The organism is Candidatus Rhodoluna planktonica (genome assembly GCF_001854225.1).
GTDB lineage: Bacteria > Actinomycetota > Actinomycetes > Actinomycetales > Microbacteriaceae > Rhodoluna > Rhodoluna planktonica.
Window position 1 is genome coordinate 1,370,783 of record NZ_CP015208.1, and the last position, 26,637, is coordinate 1,397,419.

At 52.3% G+C, this 26,637-nt stretch carries 29 protein-coding genes; 16 read left to right on the plus strand and 13 right to left on the minus strand.

The features are described 5' to 3' along the window. Nucleotides 1-25: 25 nt before the first annotated feature. The gene (locus A4Z71_RS06645) at nt 26-364 is read left to right on the plus strand and encodes a GNAT family N-acetyltransferase (RefSeq protein ID WP_070955107.1); all 339 of its coding nucleotides are present in this window, start codon (nt 26-28) and stop codon (nt 362-364) included. Nucleotides 365-379: 15 nt separating this feature from the next. Here A4Z71_RS06645 and A4Z71_RS06650 read toward each other — a convergent pair whose 3' ends face one another. Then, nucleotides 380-1,252, minus strand: coding sequence for an alpha/beta fold hydrolase (locus tag A4Z71_RS06650; RefSeq protein ID WP_070955108.1), 873 nt, complete (start codon nt 1,250-1,252; stop codon nt 380-382). An 86-nt stretch (nt 1,253-1,338) separates the two neighbouring features. Between A4Z71_RS06650 and A4Z71_RS06655 the strand changes: the two genes are divergently transcribed. Genes A4Z71_RS06655 through A4Z71_RS06670 form a run of 4 tightly spaced genes read left to right on the plus strand, consistent with a single transcriptional unit; the run spans nt 1,339 to nt 4,526 of the window. Then, nucleotides 1,339-2,757, plus strand: a complete 1,419-nt coding sequence (locus A4Z71_RS06655) for a ferredoxin reductase family protein (RefSeq protein ID WP_070955109.1) — start codon at nt 1,339-1,341, stop codon at nt 2,755-2,757. Then, nucleotides 2,754-3,329, plus strand: coding sequence for a hypothetical protein (locus A4Z71_RS06660; RefSeq protein ID WP_145943936.1), 576 nt, complete (start codon nt 2,754-2,756; stop codon nt 3,327-3,329). Before A4Z71_RS06655 ends, A4Z71_RS06660 begins: the two co-directional genes overlap by 4 nt. Then, on the plus strand, nt 3,316-3,738 hold the full coding sequence (locus A4Z71_RS06665) for an FMN-binding protein (protein WP_070955111.1): 423 nt from the start codon (nt 3,316-3,318) through the stop codon (nt 3,736-3,738). Before A4Z71_RS06660 ends, A4Z71_RS06665 begins: the two co-directional genes overlap by 14 nt. Next, nucleotides 3,735-4,526 (plus strand): FAD:protein FMN transferase, encoded by a 792-nt coding sequence (locus tag A4Z71_RS06670; RefSeq protein WP_070955112.1) that lies wholly within the window; start codon nt 3,735-3,737, stop codon nt 4,524-4,526. The genes A4Z71_RS06665 and A4Z71_RS06670 overlap by 4 nt, the downstream gene beginning before the upstream one ends. Here the strand turns inward: A4Z71_RS06670 and A4Z71_RS06675 are convergent. Further along, nucleotides 4,523-5,074, minus strand: coding sequence for an acyl-CoA thioesterase (locus tag A4Z71_RS06675; protein ID WP_070955113.1), 552 nt, complete (start codon nt 5,072-5,074; stop codon nt 4,523-4,525). The two genes, A4Z71_RS06670 and A4Z71_RS06675, sit on opposite strands and share 4 nt — an antisense overlap. A gap of 7 nt (nt 5,075-5,081) precedes the next feature. After that, nucleotides 5,082-7,064: a M13 family metallopeptidase gene (locus A4Z71_RS06680; protein WP_070955114.1), complete on the minus strand. Its 1,983-nt coding sequence runs from the start codon at nt 7,062-7,064 to the stop codon at nt 5,082-5,084. Nucleotides 7,065-7,104: 40 nt separating this feature from the next. Here A4Z71_RS06680 and trhO point away from each other — a divergent pair, with 40 nt between their 5' ends. Next, on the plus strand, nt 7,105-8,016 hold the full coding sequence (trhO, locus tag A4Z71_RS06685) for an oxygen-dependent tRNA uridine(34) hydroxylase TrhO (protein WP_070955115.1): 912 nt from the start codon (nt 7,105-7,107) through the stop codon (nt 8,014-8,016). Nucleotides 8,017-8,099: 83 nt separating this feature from the next. On the opposite strand, the gene A4Z71_RS06690 is transcribed toward trhO, so the two are convergent. Continuing rightward, on the minus strand, nt 8,100-8,678 hold the full coding sequence (locus tag A4Z71_RS06690) for a hypothetical protein (RefSeq protein ID WP_070955116.1): 579 nt from the start codon (nt 8,676-8,678) through the stop codon (nt 8,100-8,102). A gap of 167 nt (nt 8,679-8,845) precedes the next feature. On the opposite strand from A4Z71_RS06690, the gene A4Z71_RS06695 reads away from it, so the two are divergent. The 7 genes from A4Z71_RS06695 (at nt 8,846) to A4Z71_RS06725 (ending at nt 17,541) form a co-directional block, all read left to right on the plus strand. Further along, nucleotides 8,846-9,529, plus strand: coding sequence for a DUF3662 and FHA domain-containing protein (locus tag A4Z71_RS06695; RefSeq protein WP_070955117.1), 684 nt, complete (start codon nt 8,846-8,848; stop codon nt 9,527-9,529). Beyond that, entirely contained in the window at nt 9,526-10,023 is a 498-nt protein-coding gene (locus A4Z71_RS06700) for an FHA domain-containing protein FhaB/FipA (protein ID WP_070955118.1), read from the plus strand. The genes A4Z71_RS06695 and A4Z71_RS06700 overlap by 4 nt, the downstream gene beginning before the upstream one ends. Before the next feature lies 1 nt (nt 10,024). Then, complete coding sequence (locus tag A4Z71_RS06705) at nt 10,025-11,281, plus strand: PP2C family protein-serine/threonine phosphatase (RefSeq protein WP_070955119.1); 1,257 nt, start codon at nt 10,025-10,027, stop codon at nt 11,279-11,281. Then, complete coding sequence (locus A4Z71_RS06710; RefSeq protein ID WP_070955120.1) at nt 11,274-12,641, plus strand: FtsW/RodA/SpoVE family cell cycle protein; 1,368 nt, start codon at nt 11,274-11,276, stop codon at nt 12,639-12,641. The genes A4Z71_RS06705 and A4Z71_RS06710 overlap by 8 nt, the downstream gene beginning before the upstream one ends. Continuing rightward, nucleotides 12,638-14,086 (plus strand): peptidoglycan D,D-transpeptidase FtsI family protein, encoded by a 1,449-nt coding sequence (locus A4Z71_RS06715; protein WP_070955121.1) that lies wholly within the window; start codon nt 12,638-12,640, stop codon nt 14,084-14,086. The genes A4Z71_RS06710 and A4Z71_RS06715 overlap by 4 nt, the downstream gene beginning before the upstream one ends. Before the next feature lie 65 nt (nt 14,087-14,151). After that, a complete protein-coding gene (locus tag A4Z71_RS07000; protein WP_084028510.1) occupies nt 14,152-15,471 on the plus strand; it encodes a serine/threonine-protein kinase in 1,320 nt (439 codons plus the stop codon). Nucleotides 15,472-15,534: 63 nt separating this feature from the next. After that, nucleotides 15,535-17,541, plus strand: a complete 2,007-nt coding sequence (locus A4Z71_RS06725; protein WP_070955122.1) for a protein kinase domain-containing protein — start codon at nt 15,535-15,537, stop codon at nt 17,539-17,541. A 3-nt stretch (nt 17,542-17,544) separates the two neighbouring features. On the opposite strand, the gene A4Z71_RS06730 is transcribed toward A4Z71_RS06725, so the two are convergent. Beyond that, nucleotides 17,545-18,198: an anthranilate synthase component II gene (locus A4Z71_RS06730; RefSeq protein ID WP_070955123.1), complete on the minus strand. Its 654-nt coding sequence runs from the start codon at nt 18,196-18,198 to the stop codon at nt 17,545-17,547. Nucleotides 18,199-18,245: 47 nt separating this feature from the next. On the opposite strand from A4Z71_RS06730, the gene A4Z71_RS06735 reads away from it, so the two are divergent. After that, a complete protein-coding gene (locus tag A4Z71_RS06735; RefSeq protein ID WP_070955124.1) occupies nt 18,246-18,530 on the plus strand; it encodes a cell division protein CrgA in 285 nt (94 codons plus the stop codon). A gap of 76 nt (nt 18,531-18,606) precedes the next feature. Here A4Z71_RS06735 and A4Z71_RS06740 read toward each other — a convergent pair whose 3' ends face one another. Continuing rightward, nucleotides 18,607-19,251: a rhomboid family intramembrane serine protease gene (locus A4Z71_RS06740; protein WP_070955125.1), complete on the minus strand. Its 645-nt coding sequence runs from the start codon at nt 19,249-19,251 to the stop codon at nt 18,607-18,609. 6 nt (nt 19,252-19,257) lie between these two features. Then, complete coding sequence (locus A4Z71_RS06745) at nt 19,258-19,788, minus strand: peptidylprolyl isomerase (protein WP_070955126.1); 531 nt, start codon at nt 19,786-19,788, stop codon at nt 19,258-19,260. Nucleotides 19,789-19,921: 133 nt separating this feature from the next. Here A4Z71_RS06745 and A4Z71_RS06750 point away from each other — a divergent pair, with 133 nt between their 5' ends. Both A4Z71_RS06750 and A4Z71_RS06755 read left to right on the plus strand, forming a co-directional pair. Beyond that, a complete protein-coding gene (locus tag A4Z71_RS06750; RefSeq protein WP_084028462.1) occupies nt 19,922-20,215 on the plus strand; it encodes a TFIIB-type zinc ribbon-containing protein in 294 nt (97 codons plus the stop codon). A gap of 31 nt (nt 20,216-20,246) precedes the next feature. Continuing rightward, nucleotides 20,247-21,269, plus strand: a complete 1,023-nt coding sequence (locus A4Z71_RS06755) for a Gfo/Idh/MocA family protein (RefSeq protein ID WP_070955128.1) — start codon at nt 20,247-20,249, stop codon at nt 21,267-21,269. Between the two features lie 67 nt (nt 21,270-21,336). Here the strand turns inward: A4Z71_RS06755 and A4Z71_RS06760 are convergent, their stop codons facing one another. Genes A4Z71_RS06760 through hutU form a run of 6 tightly spaced genes read right to left on the minus strand, consistent with a single transcriptional unit; the run spans nt 21,337 to nt 26,624 of the window. Beyond that, nucleotides 21,337-21,723, minus strand: a complete 387-nt coding sequence (locus A4Z71_RS06760) for a hypothetical protein (RefSeq protein ID WP_070955129.1) — start codon at nt 21,721-21,723, stop codon at nt 21,337-21,339. Continuing rightward, entirely contained in the window at nt 21,713-21,976 is a 264-nt protein-coding gene (locus A4Z71_RS06765) for a hypothetical protein (protein WP_070955130.1), read from the minus strand. The genes A4Z71_RS06760 and A4Z71_RS06765 overlap by 11 nt, the downstream gene beginning before the upstream one ends. Further along, entirely contained in the window at nt 21,973-22,221 is a 249-nt protein-coding gene (locus tag A4Z71_RS06770) for a hypothetical protein (protein WP_070955131.1), read from the minus strand. The genes A4Z71_RS06765 and A4Z71_RS06770 overlap by 4 nt, the downstream gene beginning before the upstream one ends. A gap of 38 nt (nt 22,222-22,259) precedes the next feature. Beyond that, entirely contained in the window at nt 22,260-23,789 is a 1,530-nt protein-coding gene (hutH, locus tag A4Z71_RS06775; protein ID WP_418219381.1) for a histidine ammonia-lyase, read from the minus strand. A gap of 24 nt (nt 23,790-23,813) precedes the next feature. Beyond that, nucleotides 23,814-24,956, minus strand: a complete 1,143-nt coding sequence (hutI, locus tag A4Z71_RS06780) for an imidazolonepropionase (RefSeq protein ID WP_070955132.1) — start codon at nt 24,954-24,956, stop codon at nt 23,814-23,816. Between the two features lie 9 nt (nt 24,957-24,965). After that, on the minus strand, nt 24,966-26,624 hold the full coding sequence (gene hutU, locus A4Z71_RS06785) for a urocanate hydratase (protein WP_070955133.1): 1,659 nt from the start codon (nt 26,622-26,624) through the stop codon (nt 24,966-24,968). Nucleotides 26,625-26,637: the final 13 nt, after the last annotated feature.

Genomic DNA, 26,637 nt, shown 5'->3' on the forward strand with positions numbered 1-26,637 from the left:
CCTTTTCACGGTTCATAATGGGTCTATGACTGCAAGAGTGAGCCACAACCCTGCTGAATCTCGCTACGAGATTTTTCTCGACGACAAAATGATTGGGCTGGCCGATTACGAGCTCAACGATGGCGTGGCCCGATTTGTGCACACCGAAATTACCCCCAGCCTACGAGGCAAGTCTTATGCTGCCGACCTAATGAAAGCAACCTTTGAGGGAATTCGAGCGGGCGATTTGGGCGAGGTGAAGGTCATCCCAGTTTGCTCATATGTGGTTCTTTACATGCAGCGCCACCCAGAACTGCACGATCTGCTTGGCATCCCCATCGAAGAAGCCGCGGCAGCCTGTCGACTACCTCGCCGGGTGGTTTAGTTCAAACGAAGCCCGCTAGAGTCGCTCGTTGATCCAATCGATCACGTCGGCGATAACCTCATCCTGGTTGATTTCATTGAAAAGTTCGTGCCGGCCATCTTGGTAAATGATGGTCTCTAAGTCTTTAACGCCGGCTTTGGCAAAAGCATTAGCTAGCTTCAAATTTCCTTTTTCACCACCGATTACATCGTCGCTGCCGGCAATCAGCAAAATAGGTAGAGCGTTCGGAACAGTTCGCTTCGGTACTCCATAGAGTTTTGCGGCGTTCACTGCCCCAAAGACCTGGAGTGCGCTCTCAACAAAATTTCTAGGGTCAACTGCGAAACGTTCGCCCACTTTGAGATCGCGACTCAACCACTCGCCACCGCTAATTGGCAACCCAGCTGCCTTTCGCTGCGCAGCATATTTCTTATTGAAATTGCCGCTGGGTAAAACACCGGGTAACAAGAGTGTTGATCCGCTTAGAACCACCGCGGCATAGTCGCTTGGCCAACGATCTAGGATGCGCTGGCCAATCATTGACCCCCAACTGTGCCCAATAAAAATAATCGGCAGGTTCGGGTTTTCATCTTTGATAAGTTGGCCAAGCTGATGCACCTGCTTGAAAACTGCAGTCATACCGCCGGGGCCAAGGTTGCCCTTGTTCTTGGTGGTGCCGGCTTGGATCATCTGTAAACCAGTTTCACCGTGGCCGCGGTGATCATCGGCGTAGACGCTGAAACCGGCGCGATTAAATGCAGCGGCGACGTGATCGTAGCGTCGAGCGTGTTCGCCAAGCCCGTGCGCAATTTGAACGATGGCTTTGGGATTAGTAACCGGCCACTCATAAAAAGTGATTGGCACGTTGAAAGAATCGTTGAAACTTCTAACCAATGGCAGCGCTGTCATGCCAACAGAATACGCCTTAAAACTTTTTCAGATTTATCCCGGGCCATTCCCAGAAAACATCCAGACTTGGTGGCCAAACTGACAAAGTGAACAAAAACGCAAACGAATTACTGCTGGTCGAACCGACCAAGCGTTTGCGCATTGGTTCAGCAAAAACCCGCGATTTAAAACGCGCTCAAGACACCATCGAAACAATTGCCTGGAGCACTGTGGTGGCAGTGACCACAATGTTCCTCATTGATGGCGGAATTTCCCAGGTGAACGATGCTGCATCTTTGTTCAACAGCATCTCCAGACTAACCGCACTCTTAGGCACAGATCTGCTGCTCATCCACATGCTTTTGATTGCACGCGTGCCCTGGATTGACAAATTTTACGGTCACGACAAAGCCACCCTGGCTCACAAGAAACTGGGTAAACCGGTGCTCTATTTTGTCGTTGCCCACTTTGCCGCATCGCTTATCGAATTCAGCATTAGTAACCGCGAAAACGTTTTGGCCACCTGGTGGTGGCTAACCACCAGCATTGAAAACATGCTTGCCGCCACGGTTTCGTTGCTGCTGATGATAGCCGTAGTCATAACCTCGCTAAATTTTGCTCGCAAGAAAATGAGTTATGAGGCCTGGTTCATCGTCCACTTGCTGAGCTATGCCTCGGTTTTGCTGGCAGTGCCCCACATTTTTACCACCGGCTCTGATGTTGCTGGCAAACCAGTTGCCACAATCTTTTGGGTTACCCTTTACCTTTTCGTAGCGGTAAACCTTATTTGGTATCGGGTTTTGCAGCCGCTGGTTCGCTACTTCAGATCTAAGACCCGCATCGTATCCGTGGTACCAGAATCTAAAGACACCGTCTCGCTCTACATCAGCGGCAAGAATTTAGCGGCACTGGGTGGTCAAGCCGGGCAGTTCTACATGATTCGCCTGCTAACCAAGACCAAGTGGTGGCGGCCTCATCCTTTTTCAATTTCAACCGCGCCAAACGACCAGGTCATTCGATTTAGCATCGGTCACCGCGGAGACTTTACCGGTCAGATGGCATCGGTAAAACCGGGTACCAAGGTGTTGCTTGAAGGACCCTATGGCGTTTTCACTGAAGAGCGTCGCACCAAAGAAAAAGTTGTTCTGATTGCCTCCGGAATCGGAATTCCTCCGGTTCGTGCCTTAGCCGAATCGATGGCAGCTCGGCCCGGCGATGTCACCGTCATCTATCGAATGCGCGATGAGGGTGATGCGGCATTGCTAAATGAGGTTCGAGTAATTTGCGAAAAACGCAACTTCGACTTGCACGTTATTGCTGGCCCAAGGGGTAGCAAAAATTCTTGGTTGAATTTTGATGCCAGCGGCAAGCCAGACCAAGCTCGACTTGTTGGGATGGTGCCAGATGTTGCCGATGCCGACATTTTTATCTGCGGCCCCGAAAAATGGACACACCTGGTAGCAAAGTCTGCCCAGAAAGCCGGAGTTCCTGCCGAGCAAATTCACTCAGAGGAGTATGCCTGGTGAGAAGTCAGACTAAATCGGCCGTGGGCTTGCTTTCGATCGGTGTAATTGCCGCCTCATATCAGTTGGGGGCGCATGCCAACCAACCAATCGGCGAAACCGTGGCTAGCACAACCGCAACCGGCAGCGGCAGCCCGGCACCCGAGAGTGGTACCACCACTTCAGAGAGTGGCAGCACCGCAGCCTCCACCGCACCCGCCACAACCGACCAAGGTGCAGCAACCTCAGCTGCGGCTGGCACCTCGCAGTCGTCAGCAAGTTCAACTGCAACGAAACCGAAAACGGCTGAGCCGACGACGAAAGCACCTGCAGCCAAAACGGTTTCGAAAACATCGACCGCGGTCAACTACAAATACGGAACCATTCAGTTAGAAGTGGTGAAATCGGGATCGACGATTAAAGACATCAATCTGATTCAAGCGACGACCGAGGGACGAGAATATGCCCAGGTTCCGCCTATCTTGGTGCAGGCTGCTCTGGCTGCGCAGGGCAGCAACTTCGGCAACATCTCGAGAGCCACGTTTGTGACAAACGCATTTAAGCAAGCATTGGATGACGCCCTTGCAAAGTTCTAATTGGCAAAAAATCGCGCCAAAAAATACCGCCAAAAGAAATGGTTGGCGGCTGGGAGCATCCATCACGGCTTTGCTCAGCATCGGTGGCGGTGTTTTGGTAAATCTTTGGCTGAATCCGCCAACGCAAAACTCAAACCTGAGCGCAAATGCTAACGCGAAGGCATCATCAGATTTAGTGCAATACCGTTACGGAGAAGTTCAGTTGGAGGCAGTGACCGAGGCTGGCAAGTTGACTGCGGTGAATCTTCTTACCGCGACCGCATCCCCCGGTTATGAACCTGCGTTTCAGCTGCTTCAAGAAGCTGCACTGGCTGCCCAGGGCACCGATTTTCAAAATATTTCTGGGGCAACGTTTAGTTCAAAGGCATTCAAAGAAGCGTTGGCGAACGCGATTGGCAAAATAAAGTGATCGAATTTGACCGCACCGAATTATGCATGGGCACGGCATTCACGCTGAGCGGTCGAACCGAACTATCTAGCCAAGAATTAGACCAGGTCATTGCCGAAGCTTGGCAGATCTTGCACGATGCTGACCTTACTTTCAGCCTTTATAAGCCGCATTCGCCTTTGTCGCGGCTCTACCGAGGCGAAGCAAGTCTTGACCGGTTGCCCGCGGTTGTGGCTGAAATCTGGGATGCCTGCGACGAATGGGAGGTCACTACCGAGGGCTGGTTTAGCGCAATGACTCCCGAACACACATTTGACCCTTCGGGACTGGTCAAAACCTGGGCCGCAAAAAACGCCTGCGCGGTTTTAGAAAATGCGGGCATTGATGATTTCACTATGAATGCCGGCGGCGATGTTTACCTAAGTAAAAAACTCTCCGATCAACGCAGTGGCCGAATTGCGATTCATCAACCCATTTCAATTGCCGAAGCTCACTCAATTTTGACGGTGCTTGATTTAAACAACACCGAGTTTCGAGCGGTGGCCACCTCGGGCTATGCCGAGCGAGGCAAACACATTTGGAACCCAAAGGCTAGCCTCAAAGCCGCGAACGAAGATTGGGTTCAGGTCTCGGTTGTCGCTGACGACCTGGTTCGCGCCGATGTTTGGGCAACCGCGGCAATGGCGGCAGGCCTGCGAGCGCCTGAGTTGCTAAACCGGCAGGCAAATCTTGAAGCCCTTTTTGTTAGGCCAATGGGTGAGCTTGCAGCCACGGATGGCCTACTAAATCTTTTTGCTAAGCCAAACTAATCCCAGTGCGAAGGCGCGGGTTCTTTGCCTTTTGGTAAGCCGGTTTCGGCGGCCCAATGCTTTATGAATTCAGGTAGTTGCGGTTCTGGTCCCTGCCAGCCACCGGTGCCCTCAGAAACTTCTCGCGGCGACAAAATACCTTTTGGTCGCTTCAAAAAGCGGATGCGCACAACTGCCCGAGTGTAAATTTCACCGGCGACCACGAAACGCTGTTCGAAGTAGAACGCCTGGTCATCCCAGCCAACCACTCGCGATTCCATGTCAAACGCCTGCCAAGGCAAAAGTGATTTTCTAAAGGTGATGGTCTCGGCCACTACAACCGGATACCAGCCAAGCTTTTTCCACTTTTTCCAGGTTCCAGAGCGAAGAGCCAAGTCATAACGACTGATGTCCATCAGAGTTAGAAATACCCCGTTGTTCATGTGCTTGAAAACGTCTAGGTCTGAAGGCCAAACCCTAAAGGTACGGCGCCCAACATCACTCCAGTGCAGACGGGTGCGAAAACGCCAGGTTAGTTTTTCGTAAATCAGTCGAAGCCAAAGATTCATCTTCTACCTACCAAATCGAGACACGCTGCTCTGGCTCTAGCCAAAGTGCGTCGCCGGGCTTGGTGCCAAATGCTCGGTGAAACACATCAAGGTTTCGAACAATTTGATTGCAGCGGAACTCGGGTGGTGAGTGCGGGTCGGTAGCCAAGCGCTGAATTACCATCTCATCGCGACCGATGGTTCGCCAAGACTGTGCCCAACTGAAGAAGAAACGCTCGGCTGCAGTCATGCCCTCAATCACCGGTGGTTCCTGGCCATCCAAGCTAAGCAAATATGCTTTCCAGGCGATGCTGAGACCACCCAAATCACCGATGTTTTCACCGATGGTCAACTCGCCATTCACGCGATGCGAATCATCCAACTGAGCCGGCGAAAGCTGGTTGTACTGTTCGATAAGTGCTTTGGTGCGTTCCTCAAATGCTGCGCGGTCCTCGTCGCTCCACCAAGATTTCAGAGCACCGTCACCATCATATTTAGAACCCTGATCGTCAAAACCGTGGCCGATTTCATGACCGATGACAGCACCGATGGCACCGAAATTGACGGCCGCGTCGGCATCCTCGCTGAAGAATGGTGGTTGCAGAATTGCAGCTGGAAAAACAATCTCGTTGAAGCCGGGGTTGTAATAGGCGTTGACTGTTTGCGGTGTCATAAACCACTCGTCGCGATCGATGGGCGAGCCGATTTTGGCAGCCTCGCGACGGTGTTCGAATTCATTTGCCCGACGAACGTTGCCGACCAAATCGTGTCGATCAATGTGCAAAGACGAATAGTCGCGCCACTTGGCCGGATAACCAATTTTCGGGGTGAACTTTGACAGTTTGGTGAGCGCCTTTTTCTTGGTCGCATCGGTCATCCAGTCAAGGTTTTCAATGCTGTCGCGATAGGCGGCGATCAGGTAATCGACAAGTCGATCCATCTGGTGCTTTGCGGCAGGACCAAAGTATTTCTCGACATAAACCTGGCCAATAACCTCGCCCAGAGCACCCTCGACTAGACCTACTGCGCGCTTCCATCGAGCTCGCAACTGCGGGGTTCCAGAAAGTTTGGTGCCGTAAAAGTTGAATTTCTCGTTGACGAAATCATCGCTCAGATAAGACGCCATCGAGCGAATCACCGACCAAGATAGCCAAAGTTTGATGGCCGGCAAGTTGGCTTCATTGAAGTGCTCTCCTAGACCGGCAAAGAAAGAAGGCATCATGACAACCGACTCGGCCAAAATCTTTTGGTCAAGGTCGGCAGCGTGAAGCCAAAGGTTGAAATCAAAAGCAGGCGCTATTTTTTCGAGTTCGTTGAAAGAGTGCAGGTTGTAAGTTTTTTCGGCATCGCGCGAATCAACTAGGTTCCAGTGAATCGAAGCAAGGGCAGCTTCAAACTCGTAAATTACTTTCGAATCGCGGTCGGCTTGCTCTGGCTGCCAGCCGGCATACTGCAACATCCGAGCAATGTGCACCACGTAAGCCTCGCGGATTTCAGCATGCTTTTCCTCGCGGTAGTAGGCCTCATCGGGCAGACCTAAACCACCGTTGTAGAGATTCACCAGGTATCGCTCTGGGTTGCCCGGATCGTTATCGACGTAGCTGCCAAACAAGCCAGCGATGCCGAATTTACTGAAGCGTCCGAGCAATTTGGTTGCCTCGGCGATGCTGGAAAGATGCTCAATTTGCTTCAGCTCTTCCCGAATTGGAGCAGCACCTAACTCGTTTGCTCGCTGCTCATCCATGAAAGACATATAAAGATCGCCAATTTGCTGCTCGGCAGCACTTCGCGTGGCAGCAGGATCATCGGCCTTGGCCGCAGCCTCAAGCAAAATCTCTTTGACAGCTTCTTCGCTGTCGTCAGCCAACATGTGAAAGCTGCCGTAGATCGCCTTGTCGGCCGGAATCTCAGTCTCAGCAAACCACTTTCCGTTGACGTGCCGAAACAGGTCATCCTGTGGGCGAATTGTCTTGTCGAATGCGTCATGGTCGATGCCTGGCTTCATACTCATCCCTTTATCCTAAGTTGCCCAACTGCGTAGAATTGGGCTTGTGGATCTTCAAAAAGTTATCTTGTATTACGGTTTCGCTCCGGTTGCCGACCCTGTCGCTCTAAAGCTGTGGCAAAAAACTCTGTGCCAGTCGCTCAACCTAAAAGGCCGAATCATTGTGTCGAAGCACGGCATCAACGGCACCCTCGGCGGCAACATGGAAGATCTGAAGAAGTACGTTCGTGCCACGAAAGAATATCCAGGGTTTGGCAAAATCGATTTCAAATGGTCAGACGGCCGCGGCGATGAGTTTCCTCGCCTTTCGGTAAAAAACCGCAACGAATTAGTTGCCTTCACAACACCGGATGAAATCGAAGTTGCAAAGTCAGGTATCACCAACGGCGGTAAGCACCTGAAGCCAGCCCAGGTAAACAAACTGGTTGAAGAGCGCGGCGATGAAGTGGTCTTCTTTGATGGCCGCAATGCCTTCGAGGCAAAAATTGGAAAATTCAAAAACGCCATCGTCCCCGATGTGCAAACCTCGCACGATTTTGTTCGCGAGTTAGAGAGTGGAAAATACGACCACCTCAAAGACAAGCCAATTGTCACCTATTGCACCGGAGGCATCCGCTGTGAAATTTTGTCTGCCGTGATGCTCAATCGCGGCTTCAAAGAGGTTTATCAAATTGAAGGCGGCATTGTTCGCTATGGCGAGAAATTCAAAGATGCTGGGCTCTGGGAGGGTTCGCTTTACATTTTTGACGACCGCATGGTGCACAACTTCAGCGACGAGGCCAAAGTAATAGGCGAATGCGAAGTGTGCGGCGGAGGAACCAACGAGTTCAGAAACTGTGCCTTTGAGGGCTGCAAAGATTTGGTGCTGCTCTGCGATGAGTGCTTCAAAGACCCGGCAAACCTGGCCCACAACGAAACCCATACTCGCGGTCGCCGCATGGCCGACCAAGTTGGCTAGAACAACCTAAACAAAAATCCCGACCAGATGGTCGGGATTTTTGCTTTCAGGGAGGAAACTCGAGGACGAGTTATAGAGAGAAACTAGCGACGCTTGCCTATGTGGCCGTGACGACCCTCAGACTTTGACTTGATGCCTTTGCCTTCACCATAGGCCGGCGCAGTTGGCTCGACATAGTTGGTAGTTAGCGAATTCACCGAAGCGGTAGCCGTGGTTCCGTCGGCAGCAACAGTTACTGTCACAAAGGTGCCAACACCGGCAGCGTTATAAATTGCATAGTTGGTGGTGCTTCCAGCGGTGCCCGCAGGCAATTTTGCCTGATAGGTTACGGTGCCATCTGCTGCCGTCACTGCCTCAACACGAACCGGTTTACCACCGGTGGTTGGCTGGGCTGCCGGAATTGCGGTGGCATCGGCAGCAAGTGCGTAAGCAACAAACTTCGCTCCGCGAGCAATCAGTTTGCTGTCGGTGACCGTAGCTGGCACACCGGTGATGGTTACGGCAGCGGTTGCATGCACGTGGGCAACCCGTGGTGTTGAGGTTGCGGTTGAAGCTACTGAGCTGTTGCGCTGGTGAGCGAAAGAAGGGGTTGCGACAACCATTGACAAAACGGTTGCTGCACCGGCTGCCACAATTACGCCGCGCTTTAGGTTCTTATTCATGTCTTTCCTATCTATCGGTGACAATTTGAGGCTAGGGAAAGCCGAAAATTGAAAGTGGCAATTTCAGGATGCTGTGCAGTTTTTCCGAGGGATTTCCCAGTTTTCTCGAGGTCACCTAATAAAGAGGTACATAACAATAAACTTGAGGGGCTAGTAGATGAGGATTCGTGGGCTTTTTAGACAATTTTGAAAAGGGCTTAGAGCGCCTGGTGAATGGCGCATTCTCGAAGACTTTCAAATCTGAATTGCAGCCGGTTGAAATCGCAGCGGCGATCAAATCGGAAATGGACTCGAAAGCGAGCATCCTTTCGCGTGAGCGCATCCTGGCACCTAACAGTTTTCAGGTTCATCTATCAGTGGCCGATTTTCGTCGCATGGAAACATTAGGTTCATCGCTGATCAGCGAGCTCACCGATTTAGTAACTCGACACGCAAAAAAACAGGGCTACCAATTTGGTGCGGCGCTGGCCATCAAAGTCACCGAAGATGCCACGCTAAATCTGGGTCAGATTTTGGTGCGTTCATCCAGTGCTGAATTAGACATCGAGTGGTTGGCCACTCTTGATCTAAGCGGTCAACGATACGTTCTAAAAAAAGGTGAAACTACCATTGGTCGCGATGTTTCGGCTGACATCCAGGTAAACGACTCGGGTCTTAGTCGAGTGCACTTTTCGATTATCTGGGATGGCAAAGCTGCCATGGTACGTGATTTGAAATCAACGAACGGCACCAAACTAAACGGCCGACCCATTGCCGAGTCAGGTATCACCTCAGACTCGGTAATTCAGGCCGGTCGCTCACAGTTTATTTTTGGACTAACTGCTCGGGCAGTAGATGGCGGTAATCGTTGAGTGAATTAGCCCTATTTATTGTTCGTACCGGCTTTTTAGCTGTGCTCTGGATTTTCGTCTTCAGCATTATTTCGGTAATTCGCAGCGACCTCTTCGGCCAACGAGTTGTGTCACGTGTGGTCGATGCCAACGCACCTCAGGTAGTCTCGGCACCCATCACGCCCGCAGCACCGGCTGGCCTAATCTCAGAACCATCAGGCTCAAGCGCAACAAAACTAGTCGTCATAGAGGGCGACCGCAGCGGCCAAACCATCAAATTAGATCGTCGAGAAATTACTATCGGCCGCTCTGAATCGAACGATTTGGTTGTCGATGATGAATACGCCTCTACACTTCACGCGAAACTTGTTCTGATTAATAACGACTGGCTGATTCAAGACCTAAATTCGACTAACGGCACATTCCTCGATGGCTCAAAGGTTGGCACGCCCGCAGTAGTGAAGCTAAACACCCCCGTTCGAGTGGGCAAAACAGTTTTCGAGCTGAGAGCTTAAATTGGCAATCAAAACCATCAGCGCAGCGCTATCCGACATCGGTCGGGTGCGTTCGAGCAACCAAGATTCTGGCTACGCCGGATACCAGTTGTTCTTCGTCGCAGATGGAATGGGTGGCCACGCTGGCGGAGATATCGCTTCAGCAATCTGTGCCCAAAAAATTGCCTTAGCCGACAGCCTTTACCCAGATGCAGAATCTGCCAGCCAAGCCCTACTCGACACCATCTGGCGTGCAAATGCCAGCCTCGGCGCCACCGTAAAAGAGCACCCCGAACTTGCCGGGATGGGCACTACCTTTAGTGGAATCACGTTCACCGGCAATCAAGTCAGCGTGGCTCACATCGGTGACTCTCGAATTTATTTGGCCCGCGAAGGGGTGGTTCGTCAGGTAACCACCGACCACACCTTTGTGCAAAAACTTGTCGATACCGGCCGCATCACCGAAGAGGAAGCCGCAGTTCATCCGCGTCGAAATGTGTTGATGAGAGTTTTGGGCGATGTGCAGTCTTACCCCGAGGTGGATACCGAAATAATCGAGAGCACACCCGGCGACCGATGGCTACTGTGCTCGGACGGCCTTTCTGGCGTGGTTCCGATAGAAATCATAAAAAGCATTCTGATTTCAAAGATTCCTGCAACCGAGGCTGCCGAGTTGCTCGTTGGTGAAGCCCTTGAGCACGGTGCCCCAGATAATGTGACCGTTGTTGTGGTTGACGTCGTAGACGCAGCCCTGGCCACCGACTTTGTTCCAACGCCAAATTTTGTTGGTTCTAGCGCCAACGAGGTAGTTATCGAGGAACGCCGCGGCGGCAAATTTATCCGTGTATTCAACTCGATTAATATTCTCGAGTTGCTGCGCAAACCCGAAGAAACCTCGGGTTACGTGCCTGAGTCTGACGCCTACCTCGAGAAGATTCTGCGTGAAACTAAACGTAGAATTCGCTGGCGCAAAATTCGACAGGTTGTGACGGTTCTGCTGCTGATTGCCTTTGTAGTCTTTGGGCTAATAAAGGCATACGAATACACCCAGGGGCGTTTCTATGTTGGCCTGCAAGATGGCAACGTAACAATTTTCAAGGGCATCAGCGAATCACTTGGTCCACTGAAGTTCAGCGATATTTACATCAAAACTGCAATCAAAACCAGCGACTTGAACCCTTATCAAATTCAGTTGCTTGAACGCACCATTACCGCAACCGACCTGCAAGATGCGCGTCGCATTGTGCAAAAAATTCAGGAGACGATGCCTGATGAGTGACTTAACCCAGTCGCTGCCCAAAATTTTGCGAGTGGTGCCGCGCAACCGAAACATCGAAGCAACGCTGCTAATTTTTGCCCTTGGGCTTTATGCCTTTGAACTGGCTCAGGTTCAACTCGCAGTTCTTGAAAAACTAACCCCAGAGTTTTTCCTTTACTGGTTTCCGGTAGCAGCACTGGTCGGCATTCTGCACCTTATTTTGCGACTGCGGGCATCCGAGGCTGACGCTTTAATTTTGCCGATTGCGACGGTAATTAACACTCTGGGCATTTCAATGATTTATCGTCTCGATCTGGGCACCCTAGCCAACGGTGGAAGCGAAGTATTTGCCAGCAAACAGGTGATATGGACAGTAGTTGCTCTGGCAGCTGCAGCTGCCGTGCTGCTCTATGTTCCCAGCCACCTATTTTTGCGTCGCTATGTTTACCTTTCAATGGTGATTGGCATTGCGCTGTTAATTGCGCCGATGCTTCCGTTTATCGGTTTGAACATCAATGGTGCTCAGCTTTGGATCGGTATTTTTGGCCTGACCTTTCAACCCGGTGAGTTGGCCAAGATCGCTTTGACGATTTTCTTTGCCGGTTACCTGGTGCAGCGCAAAGATTCACTAGCGCTTGTGGGTCGCAAAATTTTGGGAGTTCAAGTTCCAAGGGCTCGAGAGCTTGGCCCCATCCTGGTCATTTGGGCAGCAAGTTTGCTGGTTCTGATTGCGCAGCGCGATTTAGGAACCTCGCTGCTCTACTTCGGCATTTTCATAGTGCTGGTCTACGTTGCTACCGGTCGGGCAATTTACGTTGTCGTTGGAATCGGAATGTTCGTGACTGGGGCGCTAGTTGCCGGCCAATTGATGTCATACGTAAGTGGTCGCTTTGATGCCTGGTTGAACCCGTTCAGCCAAGAAAATTATGATGCCGTCGGTGGCAGCTACCAGTTGGTGCAGGGCATTTTTGGATTGGCACACGGTGGCATTTTTGGCACCGGGCTTGGCGGAGGAATCCCTCACCTGGTTCCGCTTGCCGAAAGTGACTTCATCATCGCTGCAATTGGCGAAGAGTTGGGTCTAGCCGGGCTTTTTGCAGTTTTGATGCTTTACCTGCTTTTGATTGCCCGCATCCTGCGTATCGGTTTCAATCACCCCGATGATTTTTCTAAGTTGTTGGCAACCGGTATGGCTTTTGTGATTGCTCTGCAAACTTTTATCGTCATTGGCGGGGTTACCCGAGTTGTGCCATTGACCGGATTGACCACTCCGCTTCTTGCCGCTGGCGGTTCGTCACTACTGGCCAACTGGATAATCATCGGTTTGATGCTGCGGGTCTCTGACAGTATCGGTGGCGGTTCAAGGCAGGTGAGCGCATGAAGCGCGAACTGAAACGCGTCAGCCTAGTAATCTTCGTGATGTTCCTAAGCCTGTTCCTTTCGGCAACTTCGATTCAAGCTGTGAACACCGAAGAGTTGGCTAAAGATCAGCGAAATGTGCGTGCCGTTTACGACAGTTATAAAACGCAGCGCGGCGCAATTTTGGTCGATGGCCAGCCGATTGCCTACTCTGAGCCAGCCGATGATGTCTACCGTTATCTGCGAATCTACGAAAGCCCAATGTATTCGGCGATTACCGGATTTTTCAGCATCTACCAGGGCGCAACCGGTCTCGAATCTGCGATGAACAGTTACCTAACTGGGCAGAACTCTTCGCAATTTTTTGAGCAAATCAGTGCCCTGCTAAGTGGCAACCCGGTTCAGGGTGGTTCGGTTGAACTGACCATCGACCCCAAGGCACAAAAAGCGGCCTGGGATGCGCTCGGCAAGATGAAGGGTGCGGTAGTTGCGATCGAACCCAAAACCGGCAAGATTCTGGCCATGGTTTCCAAGCCCGGCTTTGACGCCAACTTGCTGGCAGTGCACTCGGGCGAGACCTCAAACGCCAACTATCAAGAGCTTCTGGCGAACGAAAATGGTCCGCTACTCAACCGAGCGCTTACCGAACTTTATGCCCCCGGATCAACCTTCAAAGTGATTGTTGCCACCGCTGCTCTCGAAAGCGGTCAGTACACACCCGATAGCCAAATACCCAATCCGGTTAAGTTTCAGTTGCCGGGCACCGACGTTTTCATCCAAAACTCAGGTGAGGGCAAGTGTGGCGGCAAGGCAACTGTTTCGCTGGCCGATGCCCTAAAACTCAGCTGCAACGTCCCGTTTGCTCAACTCGGCCTGGCTTTGGGCCAAGATCGAATTCGCGCTCAGGCTGAGTTGTTTGGCTTTGGTAAAGAGTTCGAAATTCCAATGGCTCTGACTCCAAGTGTTTATCCGAAAGGCATGGATGAACCACAAACCGCTCTGTCAGCATTCGGTCAGTTCGATGACCGTGCCACGGTTACGCAGATGGCTATGGTCAGTGCGGCAGTTGCCAACGGTGGGGTTCTAATGAAGCCGAACATTATCGAATTGGTGCAGTCATCAAACCTAGCCGTGCTCTACCAGCCAAGTGATGAGATTGCCTCGCAAACCATGTCTGCTGGCACTGCAGCATTGGTCAACCAGATGATGGTTGACGCCGTAGCAAACGGTGTTTCATCAAATGCACAAATTTCCGGAATCTCGGTGGCTGGTAAAACCGGCACCGCGCAGAACGGAGAAGATGCCCCCTATACCCTTTGGTTCACCGGCTTTGCCCCAGCCGATAATCCCCAAGTTGCAGTGGCTGTGGTCATTGCCGATGGCGGCGGTAAGGGTCAAAACGGTCGAGGTAATTCACTCGCAGCCCCCGTGGCGCGCAAGGTGATGGAGGCGGTGTTGCGGAAGTGATTCCAGAAGTAGGCAAAGTTTATGGCGGCCGCTACAAATTAATTAGCAGAATCGCAATCGGCGGTATGGGCGAGGTTTGGCAGGCCCAAGATGAAATCATTCTGCGTGAGGTTGCTATCAAAATTTTGAAGCAAGAATTCATGGGTGACCCAGGATTTTTAGAACGCTTCAGAACCGAAGCGAAACACGCGGCGATGGTGAACCACGAGGGAATCGCAAACGTTTTTGACTATGGCGAAGACAGCGGCTCAGCCTACCTAGTTATGGAACTGGTTCCGGGTGACTCGCTAGCCCGAATTTTAGAAAAAGAGAAAAAACTCGACGGCGTCAAGGTGCTCGAAATTATTGCCCAAACCGCACGTGCACTCTATGCGGCTCACGAGGCTGGATTGGTGCACCGTGACATTAAGCCAGGCAACCTACTGATCACGCCGGATGGACACGTAAAGATAACCGACTTTGGAATTGCTCGCGTTGCCGACCAGGTTTCGCTAACCGCTACCGGGCAGGTGATGGGTACCGTGCAATATTTGGCGCCAGAACAGGCCACCGGAAAGCCAGCCACCCCATCAACCGATATTTACTCGCTGGGCATCGTGGCATATGAAGCTCTAGCCGGGAAACGACCATTCACCGGCGAATCGCAAATGGCAATTGCCATGGCACAAATCAACGAGGCACCTCCGGCACTGCCAGACGACGTCGATCCGCGAGTTGCCAACCTGGTGATGTCTTGCCTTGCTAAAAAGCCAAACCAGCGACCAGAGAGTGCGTTGGCTTTAGCGAAGCGAGCCGAGGCCATGATGCCGACCGCCGCCAAGGATGAGGCCGCAACCCAAATACTTTCTCAGGTAAGAGTGAGTGAAGCAACCACTGCCATTCGAACTGCACCAATCCAGCAGCCCGCGCTTCAACCGAGCAAACCGGCAGTAGTTTGGCCATGGATCGCATTAATTGTGGTGCTTGGTCTGACCGCAATTTCGGTCGTGGTCGCAATTATCACCACATCACTCATGCCCGGCCAGGTAATAAGCCCAAGCCCAACGGCAACAGCCTCGGGTTCGGCTTCGCCGACACCGAGCGCTAGCCCCACTTCGGTGACTGTACTGCTATCTGAAATCGAAGGTAGAAATGTAGCCGAAGTTGCAGCTGAGTTGCTCGGCAAAGGCCTACTGGTAATTCAAACTCCGGGCGAGTTGGTTCCGGTTGATGATCCAAGAGTGATGCAGGTCTACGACGCCAAACCACTTGGCCAATTGAAATCTGGAGACCCAATTGAGCTGATCTACTGGATTGGTGACGCTAACGCTACCCCAAGCCCAACTCCATCCAGTTCGGTTGAGCCAACACCATCAGAATCACCCAGTACCGAACCGGCCCAGTGAAACAAAGGCCAGAAAAAAACCAAACCTTTAGACTTGAGAATGACTAAGTGAGTGGAGTAGAGATTGACTGAGAAGCGCGTGATTGCAGGTCGCTATGAGGTCGGAGCACTTATCGGACGCGGCGGCATGGCCGATGTTTACGAGGGTGTCGACACTCGACTAGGCCGCACCGTGGCAATCAAGTTGCTCAAGTCAGATTTGGCCAACGACCCAGCCTTTGAGGCTCGCTTTCGTCAAGAGGCGCAAGCCTCGGCTCGCATTGCGCACCCAACTATCGTGCGAACCTACGATGCCGGCGAAGAAATCACCGTCGATGTACACGGCAACGAGCACAAGTACCCGTTCATTGTCATGGAACTGGTTACCGGAAAACTGCTGCGAGATTTGCTGCACGAGCGTCGACTAACCATTGAAGAGTCGGTCAACTATGCCACCGGTATTCTTACGGCACTTGAATTCTCGCACCGAGCCGGCGTAGTGCACCGCGACATCAAAGCTGCAAACGTGATGATCACGCCAACCGGCCAGGTTAAGGTGATGGATTTTGGCATTGCTCGCGCTGTTTCTGAGTCTTCGGCAACCATGGCTCACACTCAGGGCATCGTAGGTACCGCTCAGTACTTCTCGCCCGAACAGGCTAAGGGTGAAACGGTTGATCACCGAACCGACCTATATTCAGCGGGAGTAATTCTCTATGAAATGCTGGCCGGCAGGGCCCCGTTCAAGGGTGAAACAGCGGTTTCGGTTGCCTACCAGCACGTTTCCGAAGCTGTCATCCCGCCGTCGGCACACAATCCAGAAATTTCAGCCGAACTCGATGCCGTAGTGTTACGCGCTCTAGCTAAAGACCGCGCTGAACGTTTTCAAAGTGCCGAAGAATTTCGTGAAAACTTGCTGGCGGCCTCAACCGGTTCGCCGGCCACCATTGAATCTCCGCTGGCTGCGGTCACCGGCAGCATCGATGCTGCACCCAGTTCGATAATCGAACCAGAAAGTTCCGAAGAGCAAAGCGACAAGCCTGTTCCGTCTTCAGACTGGGATGATTTTGAAGCGCTACTTGCTGACGCAACCGATAAAACTACGGTGATGCCGGCCGCCCCAGTTTCGTCGGCACCGGTAGAGCCAGCTAGTCCGGTTGCATCGGTTGAGCAGCAAAGTGCTCAATCCGCCGTATCGGCTGCTGAACCGACCGAAGTCATTTCACGCCCCGCTCCTACTCCTACTCCTACTCCTGCAGCAGCATCCTCGGTTTCAACCAACACCAACCCGTTCAATACTTTAGGTATCGAATTACCAATTCAAACCGACTCAACACCGAAGCCGGTCTTTGCCAGGGTAGAAAAGCCAACTACCAATATTGTTTGGATAATCGGTTCGGCTGCCGCAGTAATCATCGTTGGTTTATTTATTTGGTTGGGCAGCTTAGGAAATCTAAATCTGAACATCAACACCGATAACGGCATCAAGGTAGCCGACATCGCGAACCAGCCATATGATCAAGCGGTAACCACGCTTACCGATCAGGGTTTGCTAGTTAGCAAAGTATTTGAAGTGAGTGAGACGGTTGCTAAAGATGCGGTAATTCGCACCGATCCGGTAGCCGGAACATCGGTACCGAAAAATACGCTGATTACGGTTTATGTTTCAAGCGGCAAAGACACAGTGCTGGTGCCGAATTTAGCTGGGATGACCGAGGCCGAAGCAGCTGCAGCGATCATCACCGCAAAACTGACCTTAGGCACTATCGAGCAAGCTAACAGTGCAACTGTGCCCGACGGTAAAGTTATTGAATCGCTGCCAGGGCTGAACTCACAAGTTGAAGCCGGCAGTGCGGTGAACTTGATCATTTCAAACGGAATGGTTGACGTGCCCGATGTTCGAAATCTTTCAACCAATGATGCGCGGGCTATTTTGACCAGCCCAGAAGTTGGGTTCACCGTTTCGATTGTGACCGATGCCGAGCCTTGCAGCGGCACACCTGGAACCATCGTTTTGAATCAGTCGATTATGCCTGGCCCAGCGGCGCAGCGTTCAAACATCGTTTTGACTGTGGCTTGCCAGGTTCAGTAGCAACTAGAACTTAACCAGCGGGCTGAGCTTCTTGGCTTTTTCGGCCGCGCCCTTTAGACCAATCGATTCAAGCCAATTGCCAAACATTTGGTAGCCACCCTCGGTCAAAACCGATTCGGGGTGAAATTGCACCCCGTAAATTGGCAAATATTTATGTTGCAAACCCATGATCACGCCACCCGGTGAACTTTCGGTCGCTGCGGTGCGGCTGGTTACCACTAAATCTTCGGGCACAGTTGAATCGACGACTGCCAGAGAGTGGTAGCGGGTGGCATTAAAGTTTTGCGGAACATTTTGATAAACCAGCGAATTGTCGTGTTCAACCCTTGAAGTTTTGCCGTGCATGAGCTCTTCGGCGCTGGTCACTGTGGCACCCATGGCTTCGGCAATTGCCTGATGGCCAAGGCAAACACCAAAAACCGGTTGTCCAGTTTGAAGCGCAAGTTTCACCGTTGGGATTGAAAGACCAGCCGACTCAGGGGTGCCTGGGCCTGGGCTAATTAGCACTGCATCATACTTTGCTAAGAGGCCTGGCAGTTGGTCTTCATCGACGATGTCGTTGCGCAGAACCTCGGTTTCGGCACCCAACTGCTGAAGATAGCCGTTGATGGTGTAAACGAAACTGTCGTAATTATCGAGAACCAGAATTTTGACCATTGTGCAACTAGCCTACTTTGCTCCATCCACGCGACTAGAATTGCAGCATGTCTGAATCAAACAGCTCAAAAAAACCGGCCAAAGCGGTTAAGCCAAAAGCACCGAAAGTTTCAAGGCCTGTATCCGCGGAAGAGGCCCCAAACCCGGTCTGGTTCAAACCCGTTATGTTCGGCTTCATGCTGCTCGGTCTAATCTGGATCATCACCTATTACGTGACCAGCGCACAGTATCCATTGGGTGCTGCCACTCCGTGGAATCTTGAGAACTGGAACATCCTGATTGGTTTCGGAATCTCGATGGTTGGCTTCATGATGTCAACTCGCTGGAAATAACAAAAAACTTAGATGCAAAAACCCCGGTCAATTGGCCGGGGTTTTTGCTTGTCTGAAACTTGCCGCTACCGGAGGCCTAATAACCTGCGTATTGCCAGGTGTTGATTCGATAGAAGGTGAGCGCAACGAACACAGCCAGGACGAGCAGCACACCCAGTTTTTGAGATAACTGCTGGCTTGATTTGCGGGTGTTGGCGTAGACCGATGCGATTGCGCCGCCGGCAAGCAAGCCACCGACATGACCCTGCCAAGAAATTCCGGGGATGATGAAACCGAATACGAGGTTGATTGCGATCAGGCCAACCATCTGAGTAGAGCTTGCGCCAATTGACCGCATGACAACAAAGTATGCGCCCATTAGACCAAAGAAACCGCCGGAGGCTCCGACGACCGGTGAGAATGGGTCGGCCAAGTAAAGCACGGCAACTGATCCACCAAAAATTGAGATTAGGTATAGGGCGATGAAGCGGGCCTTACCCAACATCGGCTCAAGCACCGAACCGAAAACAAAAATTGAATACATGTTGAGCAAAATGTGCATTGGCCCAGAAGGATCGTGCACAAACCCCGCGGTCAACATTCGCCAAGGCTCAGCCTCGGTTAGGAGCGGGGCAAAAAATAAAAATTGCGTGAGCTGTGAGCCGGGCAGAATTTGCCCGACCCACAGCACCGCATTAATTGCGATTAGAGCAATGGTTGCCCTAGCCTGACGCAATTTCAAGTTTGACTAGGCCTTTTCGATTGTGATCGACTCGATGATCACGTCGTCTAGCGGCTTGTCGCGGCCATCGGTGTCGACGCCCTCGATTTGCAAGACAACCTTCTTTGAAACCTCATCAGCAACCTCACCGAAGATGGTGTGCTTGCCAAACAACCAAGTGGTTGGCGCAGTGGTGATGAAGAACTGTGAGCCGTTGGTGCCTGGGCCGGCATTTGCCATTGCAAGTTTGAAAGGCTCGTTGAAGTTTAGTTCTGGGTGAATTTCGTCGCCAAATTGGTAACCTGGGCCGCCCATGCCGGTGCCGGTTGGGTCACCACCCTGAATCATGAACTGCTGAATGATGCGGTGAAAAATAACACCGTTGTACAGCGGCTTGTTGGTCTGCACTGCACCGGTGCGGGGGTCGCGCCATTCGATTGAACCGGTGGCTAGGCCTTCGAAGTTCTCGACGGTCTTAGGTGCGTGGTTGCCAAAGAGGTTGATTTTGATGGCACCGTGATTGGTGTGCAAAGTTGCAACTGAAGTGTGAATTGTCATAGCGACTATTCTCGCACGCGCCATAACTCCCAGAATTTTTTCAGCAAATATTTGGATGATTTCAACAACCGGTCAGGTTGTCGTCTGAAAGTGGAGGCACCTGCCGAGCCACCCCGAAACCGAACGGAGTCTCATGCTTACCTGTCCGAAGTGTCAAGCTGACATGCGCAATTATGAGCGCAACGGAATCACAATCGATCAATGCACCGGCTGTCGCGGAATCTTTCTAGACCGCGGAGAGCTCGAGCACCTAATTGACGCTGAAGGAAACTTCTACGGTGGCGGCAATTCGGCACCGGCAGCACCAGCGGCTCCGCCAGTGAATTACGGCACTCACACTCCGCAATACCAGCGCACCCCTTATCCGCAACAGGGTCAGTACCGCAAAAAGAAAAGCTTCCTCAGCGAGTTTCTTGATTTCGACTAAATCGACAATCGAGCAGCCATAGAATCCAGTCATGACAAAGTCGCTGCCGACCCCAAACATCATTGATCCAGCTTCAGTAACTAGCTTTCGCTGGGGAGTCATGGGGGCGGCAGCGATTGCCGAAACGTTTGTCGCCGCTGTGCAGAAGCACACCCGACAAAACATTGTTGCTGTCGCATCGCGCACACCGGGCAAGGCCGAAATTTTCGCCCGGCAATTTGGTATTGAAGCGCACGACAACTACGAAGATTTGCTGGCTCGCGAAGACATCGACATTGTCTACATCCCAACTCTGCCTAGTCAGCATCGCGATCACGCATTACAGGCAATTGCGGCCGGTAAACATGTTCTGATTGAAAAACCGGTCACCCTAGATCCTGCCGAAGCTGCCGAAATCTTTGCAGCGGCTAAAGCTGCTGGGGTTTTGGCGATGGAAGCGATGTGGACTAGGTACCTGCCGCAATACGACATCATCCGCCAGTTGTTGGCCAAAAATGAACTCGGCGATATTGAGATGGTTTCAGTGTCGATGTGTCAGGCCAACCTCGAGGTTCCACGACTTTGGAAAAAGAACCATGGCGACCCGCTTTTCGATATGGGAATCTATCCGGTCAGTTTCGTGCAGACCTTTTTGGGCAACCCGACCAGCATTACGGCCCAGGCAGTTTTGAATGACGAAGGCATCGACGAAGAGGTTTCGGTGCAGTTGCGCTATGCCAGTGGGGCAAGAGCCTACGTTTTGGTTTCGGGTCGAGCCGCTATTCCAGGCATTGGCGCAGTCGGCGGAACCAAGGCCAAATTGAATGTTGGGCCGGAGTTTTTTGTACCCTCAAAACTTGAACTTTTTGGTGCGGATTTTTACTCGGATTCAGTTGAGTGGCACGATTCGTCTGCGGTCCAACGTCACGAGGGTTTGAGTTACCAGGCGACCGCTATGGCCAAATTCATCGATGAGGGCTTGCTCGAATCGCCTTACGAATCACACGCTGATTCGATTGCAAACTTAGAGGTTTGTGCCGAAGTCATTCGCTTGATTGGTGCGCAAATTAGGTAGGTAAAACATCGGCGAAATTCTTTGGCTCGCCCCGATTACCTAAGTAAAACGCAAAGAAAATGTGGGTCTATTTTGAAGTCCCCAATTCAATTCCCACTGAAGCACAACTCATTTGAATTTTCGAAAACTGGGATGAAAACTCGTCACGCTCTCGCTGCGACCAATCGCCATCCCCGTCGGCAATAAAGTGTTGCAACTTGCTGGAATAGACGTAAACCAACGACCCCAAAACGCTCATGTGTTGTTGGCCAGCCTGCTGCCACATGTGCGCCTGCTCGGCATGGGCCGTCTCATATTGTGTTGAAGCCTCAGCGAAAGAGTATTTAGGTTGCTCTACTTCATCGAGCAGACTGCACAGTTCGAAATCGGCATCCGCGATTGAAGAAGAACAGCCCGATAGAACCAAAGTGCCAATAGCGATTGCTGCAATTAGCGAGCTGGGTCTAGCCCGCATTGTTTGAATCTCGCTTGCCCGGCAGCACAGATAGCAAAAGCGCTAACGCACCCAACCCGGTTGGCACCCAGCCGGCAGCAGCAAAGTTGAGCACGAAATACACTCCCATGCCCAAACTAACCACAGCCAAAAAAATCGCGAAAAATCGGTGGCCTTTACCGTAGAGAGTAAGCCAGGCTAGCGCGACCGCACCAATACTGAGCGTTGAAAAACTCAACGCCGCGAAGTTGATCATCAACTCTTCTTCGCTCATGCCTTTTTCTTCCAAACCAAAATGATGAAGGCAACCAAAGGCAGCGCACCAAGAATTAGGCCCAATCGATCGTTAGCCGCGAAAAAGAAATAGATTGAAGCCGAAAGCGTGAAAGCGGTTGGATACCAGGCAAACCGAGGCTTAACCTTGCCAAATTTAGCCAGCAGTGCCAACACCACCGAGACCAGTCCTAAACTCCAACCGATAAAAAGTGTCCAAGTGACGATCTGCGCTAAATCTTCCATGTGACGATTATGACACTCGGGCCAGGGTAACTGGCCGGCTAATCAATCAAGGATGATTCGCTAGCCAAAACGCCTTCGGCCAATGCCAACTCGGGTGCCAAAAAGCGATCGGGGCCAACACCGGCAACACCAGCGGCACGCAATTTAGCCACGGCTCGACCGGTTGCCGCAGCCGGTGATAACGGGGCGCGCATCTCGATTGCTCTAGCAGCAGTCACGTACTCAATCGCCAAAATTCGACGCAGGTTGCTGACAATCTGACGCAACTTGCGAGCCGCATGCCAACCCATCGAAACGTGGTCTTCCTGCATCGCAGAAGAAGGGATGCTATCTACCGAAGCTGGAGCAGCTAACCGCTTATTTTCGCTAACCAGTGCAGCCTGGGTGTACTGGGCAATCATCAAACCAGAATCGACTCCGGCATCCTCGGCCAAAAATGGGTTCAGGCCGTGACTGCGAAACTTGTCCAACGCCCGGTCGGTGCGGCGCTCAGAAATTGAACCCAAATCGGTTGCCGGGATGGCCAAGAAATCTAGGACATAAGCGATTGGCGCACCGTGGAAATTACCGTTGGAGGTAACCTCACCGGAATCTAAAACAACCGGGTTGTCGATGACCGCAGCAAGTTCGCGATCGGCAACTGTTGAAACGTAATTGATTGTGTCGCGAAGTCCGCCAGCTACCTGTGGGGCGCAGCGCAAACTGTAGGCATCTTGAACACGATCGTCGCCATGGCGGTGCGAAGCGACAATCTCTGAACCGCTTAGGGCTGCAAACATGTTGGCTGCGCTTTTTGTCTGACCTGGATGTGGCCGCAGCGGTTCGTGTAATTCAGGCCGGAATACCTGGTCGGTACCCATCAAACCTTCAACGCTCATCGCAGCAATAACGTCGGCATGGTCGGCCAAAACCGAAAGGTCAGCCAGCGCCAAAATCAGCATGCCCAGCATTCCGTCGGTGCCATTGATGAGAGCGAGTCCCTCTTTTTCTCGAAGCTCGACCGGTTTAATTTGTGCCGCCGCCAAAAGTTCAGCTACCGGAGCTTCGATACCGTCTGGTCCGAAGGCTCGACCTTCGCCCATCAGCGCCAAGGCGCAGTGCGCTAGCGGAGCCAAATCACCACTGCAACCTAGTGAGCCATATTCGTGCACTACCGGAGTGATGTTCGCGTTCAACATTTGCGCATAGGTTTGCGCCAAAATTGGTCGAACTCCGGTTTTGCCCGAGCACATGGTTTTCAATCGCAGCGTCATCAATGCACGAACTACTTCAACCTCAACAACCGGCCCCATTCCGGCGGCGTGCGATCGAATGAGCGACTTCTGCAACTGCACGCGATCTTCGGTGGCAATGTGTCGGTTGGCCAACGCACCAAATCCGGTTGAAATTCCGTAGACCGGGGTTTCGGCAACGGCGAGTTTTTCGATGTGCTCGCGAGACTGCTGCATGGCGGCAAGACTCTCGGCAGAAATGATGACCTTGGCACCGTAGCGGGCGATGGCAATTACATCGTCGGCCGTCATCCCGTGGGTTGAAATGACAACTTCGGCTTTGCGCTGACTATTCAAAGGTCGCTCTCTTTCTAAACAAAGCTAATTCTCTGCTCGATGGGTTTTGTAAATCAGGTTCACACCGGGACGATATGCCAGGTGAATAAAAGAAGGTGCATCCAGTTCAACAAAATCTGCCTTGGCACCAAGACCTAAGTGACCAACATCGTCTCGGCGTAAAGCTCTGGCGCCACCGAGTGTGGCCGCTTCGAGAGCCTCGCGTACCGACAGACCCATTTCTCGAACCGCAACCGCGATACAAAAAGGCATGCTTGTGGTGTAGCTGCTACCAGGGTTGCAATCGGTGGCGATAGCAATCGAAACACCGGCATCGATAAGTCGTCGGGCATCTGGATAAACGGCTCGAGTGGAAAACTCTGCCCCTGGCAACAGCGTTGCTACGGTGTTGCTAGCCGCGAGCGCCTGAACGTCGTGGTCACTCAAGTGGGTGCAGTGATCGGCTGAGGCACAATCAAGTTCGACAGCCAACTGGACTGCCTCGCCCGCTTCAAGTTGATTGGCATGCATTCGAGGAAGCAATCCATGCTCGATTCCGGCAGACATAATTTGTTTGGCCTCGGCAACCGTGAATGCGCCTCGATCGCAAAATACATCGATCCATTTGGCAAACTTCGCTGCTTCCGGAATCATGCCAATCACCAAGTCGACATAATCTGCTCGTCGATCGGCATATTCCTTGGGCACCACGTGCGCACCCAAAAAGGTAACCTCTTCGGTGAAGTCGCGAGCAATGCGCAGCGAACGCAACTCATCCTCGACGGTCAAACCGTAACCGCTCTTGATTTCAAAAGTTGTTATCCCCGATGCCTGGAGTTCGGCAACCAGTCTTGAGCAATTAGCCTGAAGCTCCTCATCTGAGGCAGCTCGAGTAGCAGCCACGGTTGTCGAAATTCCCCCGGCCGAATAGTGCGTGCCACTCATCCGGGCTTCAAATTCGGCGGCGCGATCCCCGGTAAAAATTAGGTGCGCGTGTGAGTCAACAAAACCTGGAATTACGGTGCGACCAGCGACTGAATACTGCTCATCACACTGCGGTGCTGCATCCTTCTTACCAATCCAGCTGATTTTGCCCCGGTCAACGACAAAGGCTCCATCGGTTAAATCACCAAACTCGGATGAGTTGGTAACCAGCAGGCCAATATCGGTAACCAGGGTTGAAGTCATGCTCTAAAACTATTCGGTGTCGAGCATCGGCACGTGCACATGCTTGTGGCGAGCGACATCGATGGCCTTCTCGTAACCGGCGTCGGTGTGGCGAATAACGCCCATACCCGGGTCGTTAGTTAGCACCCGCTGGAGTTTCTGGGCGGCAAGTTCAGTTCCGTCGGCAACAGAAACCTGGCCGGAGTGAATTGAACGACCCATGCCAACTCCACCTCCGTGGTGCAGACTTACCCAGCTGGCACCCGAGGCGACGTTTAGCATCGCGTTCAAAATTGGCCAGTCGGCAATTGCGTCTGAACCATCGAGCATCGCTTCGGTTTCGCGGTAAGGCGAGGCAACCGAACCACAGTCGAGGTGGTCACGACCAATTACGATTGGCGCGCTGACTTCGCCACGCTTAACCAAGTCGTTGAAGACCGCACCGGCTTTGTCGCGTTCGCCATAACCCAACCAGCAGATGCGGGCAGGAAGGCCCTGGAACTGAACGCGCTCTTGGGCCATGTTGATCCAGCGGTGCAGGTGCTTGTTCTCTGGGAACAGCTCAAGAATCGCCTGGTCGGTGCGGTAGATGTCTTTCTTATCGCCCGAAAGCGCGACCCAGCGGAACGGACCCTTACCCTCGCAGAACAGTGGGCGAATGTAGGCTGGCACAAAACCGGGGAAGGCAAATGGTCGCTCGTAGCCACCCTTGCGTGCTTCATCGCGAATTGAGTTTCCGTAATCGAAAACCACAGCACCTTTATCCATGAACCCAACCATGGCCTGAACATGTTTGGCCATCGATTCTTGTGAGCGCTTGGTGAAATCTTCTGGGTTGCTCTCGCGATACTCGTTAGCGGTGTCAAGATCCATGCCCTCAGGGATGTAGTAGAGCGGATCGTGCGCTGAAGTTTGGTCGGTGATTACATCAATCGGTACTTCGCGCTTGAGCAACTCGGTGAATATGGTGGCCGCATTGCCGACTAGGCCGACGCTCTTTGCGATTCGGGCATTCTTGTACTTGATTACCCGATCAATGGCGTCATCTAGGTTGTCGGCGATTTCATCCAGGTAGCGATCGCGAACGCGCATCTCAAGTGAGCGACGGTCAACGTCAACGATTAGACAGGTGCCCTCATTCATGGTTACGGCCAGTGGCTGGGCTCCACCCATGCCACCGCAACCACCGGTCAAGGTTAGGGTTCCGGCTAGGGTGCCGCCAAATGACTGCTCGGCAACCGCGGCAAAAGTTTCGTAGGTTCCCTGCAGGATTCCCTGGGTTCCGATGTAAATCCATGAGCCAGCTGTCATCTGGCCATACATGGTTAGACCAAGGTGCTCTAGGCGACGAAATTCTGGCCAGTTAGCCCAGTCGCCAACTAAGTTTGAGTTGGCCAGTAGCACACGCGGTGCCCACTCGTGAGTTTGAAAAACACCAACCGGCTTACCCGACTGCACCAGCATGGTTTCATCGTTTTTGAGGTTGGTCAAAGTTTTCACAATGGCATCAAAGCTCTGCCAGTTTCGGGCAGCCTTGCCGCTGCCACCGTAAACAATCAGATTTTCTGGATGCTCGGCAACTGCCGGATCTAGGTTGTTGTGCAGCATTCGCAATGCTGCCTCTTGCTGCCAGCCGCGGGCAGTGAGGGTTGAACCGGTTGCTGCGTGAAGTGCTGATCGAGTAGTCATGCAGTAATTTCAC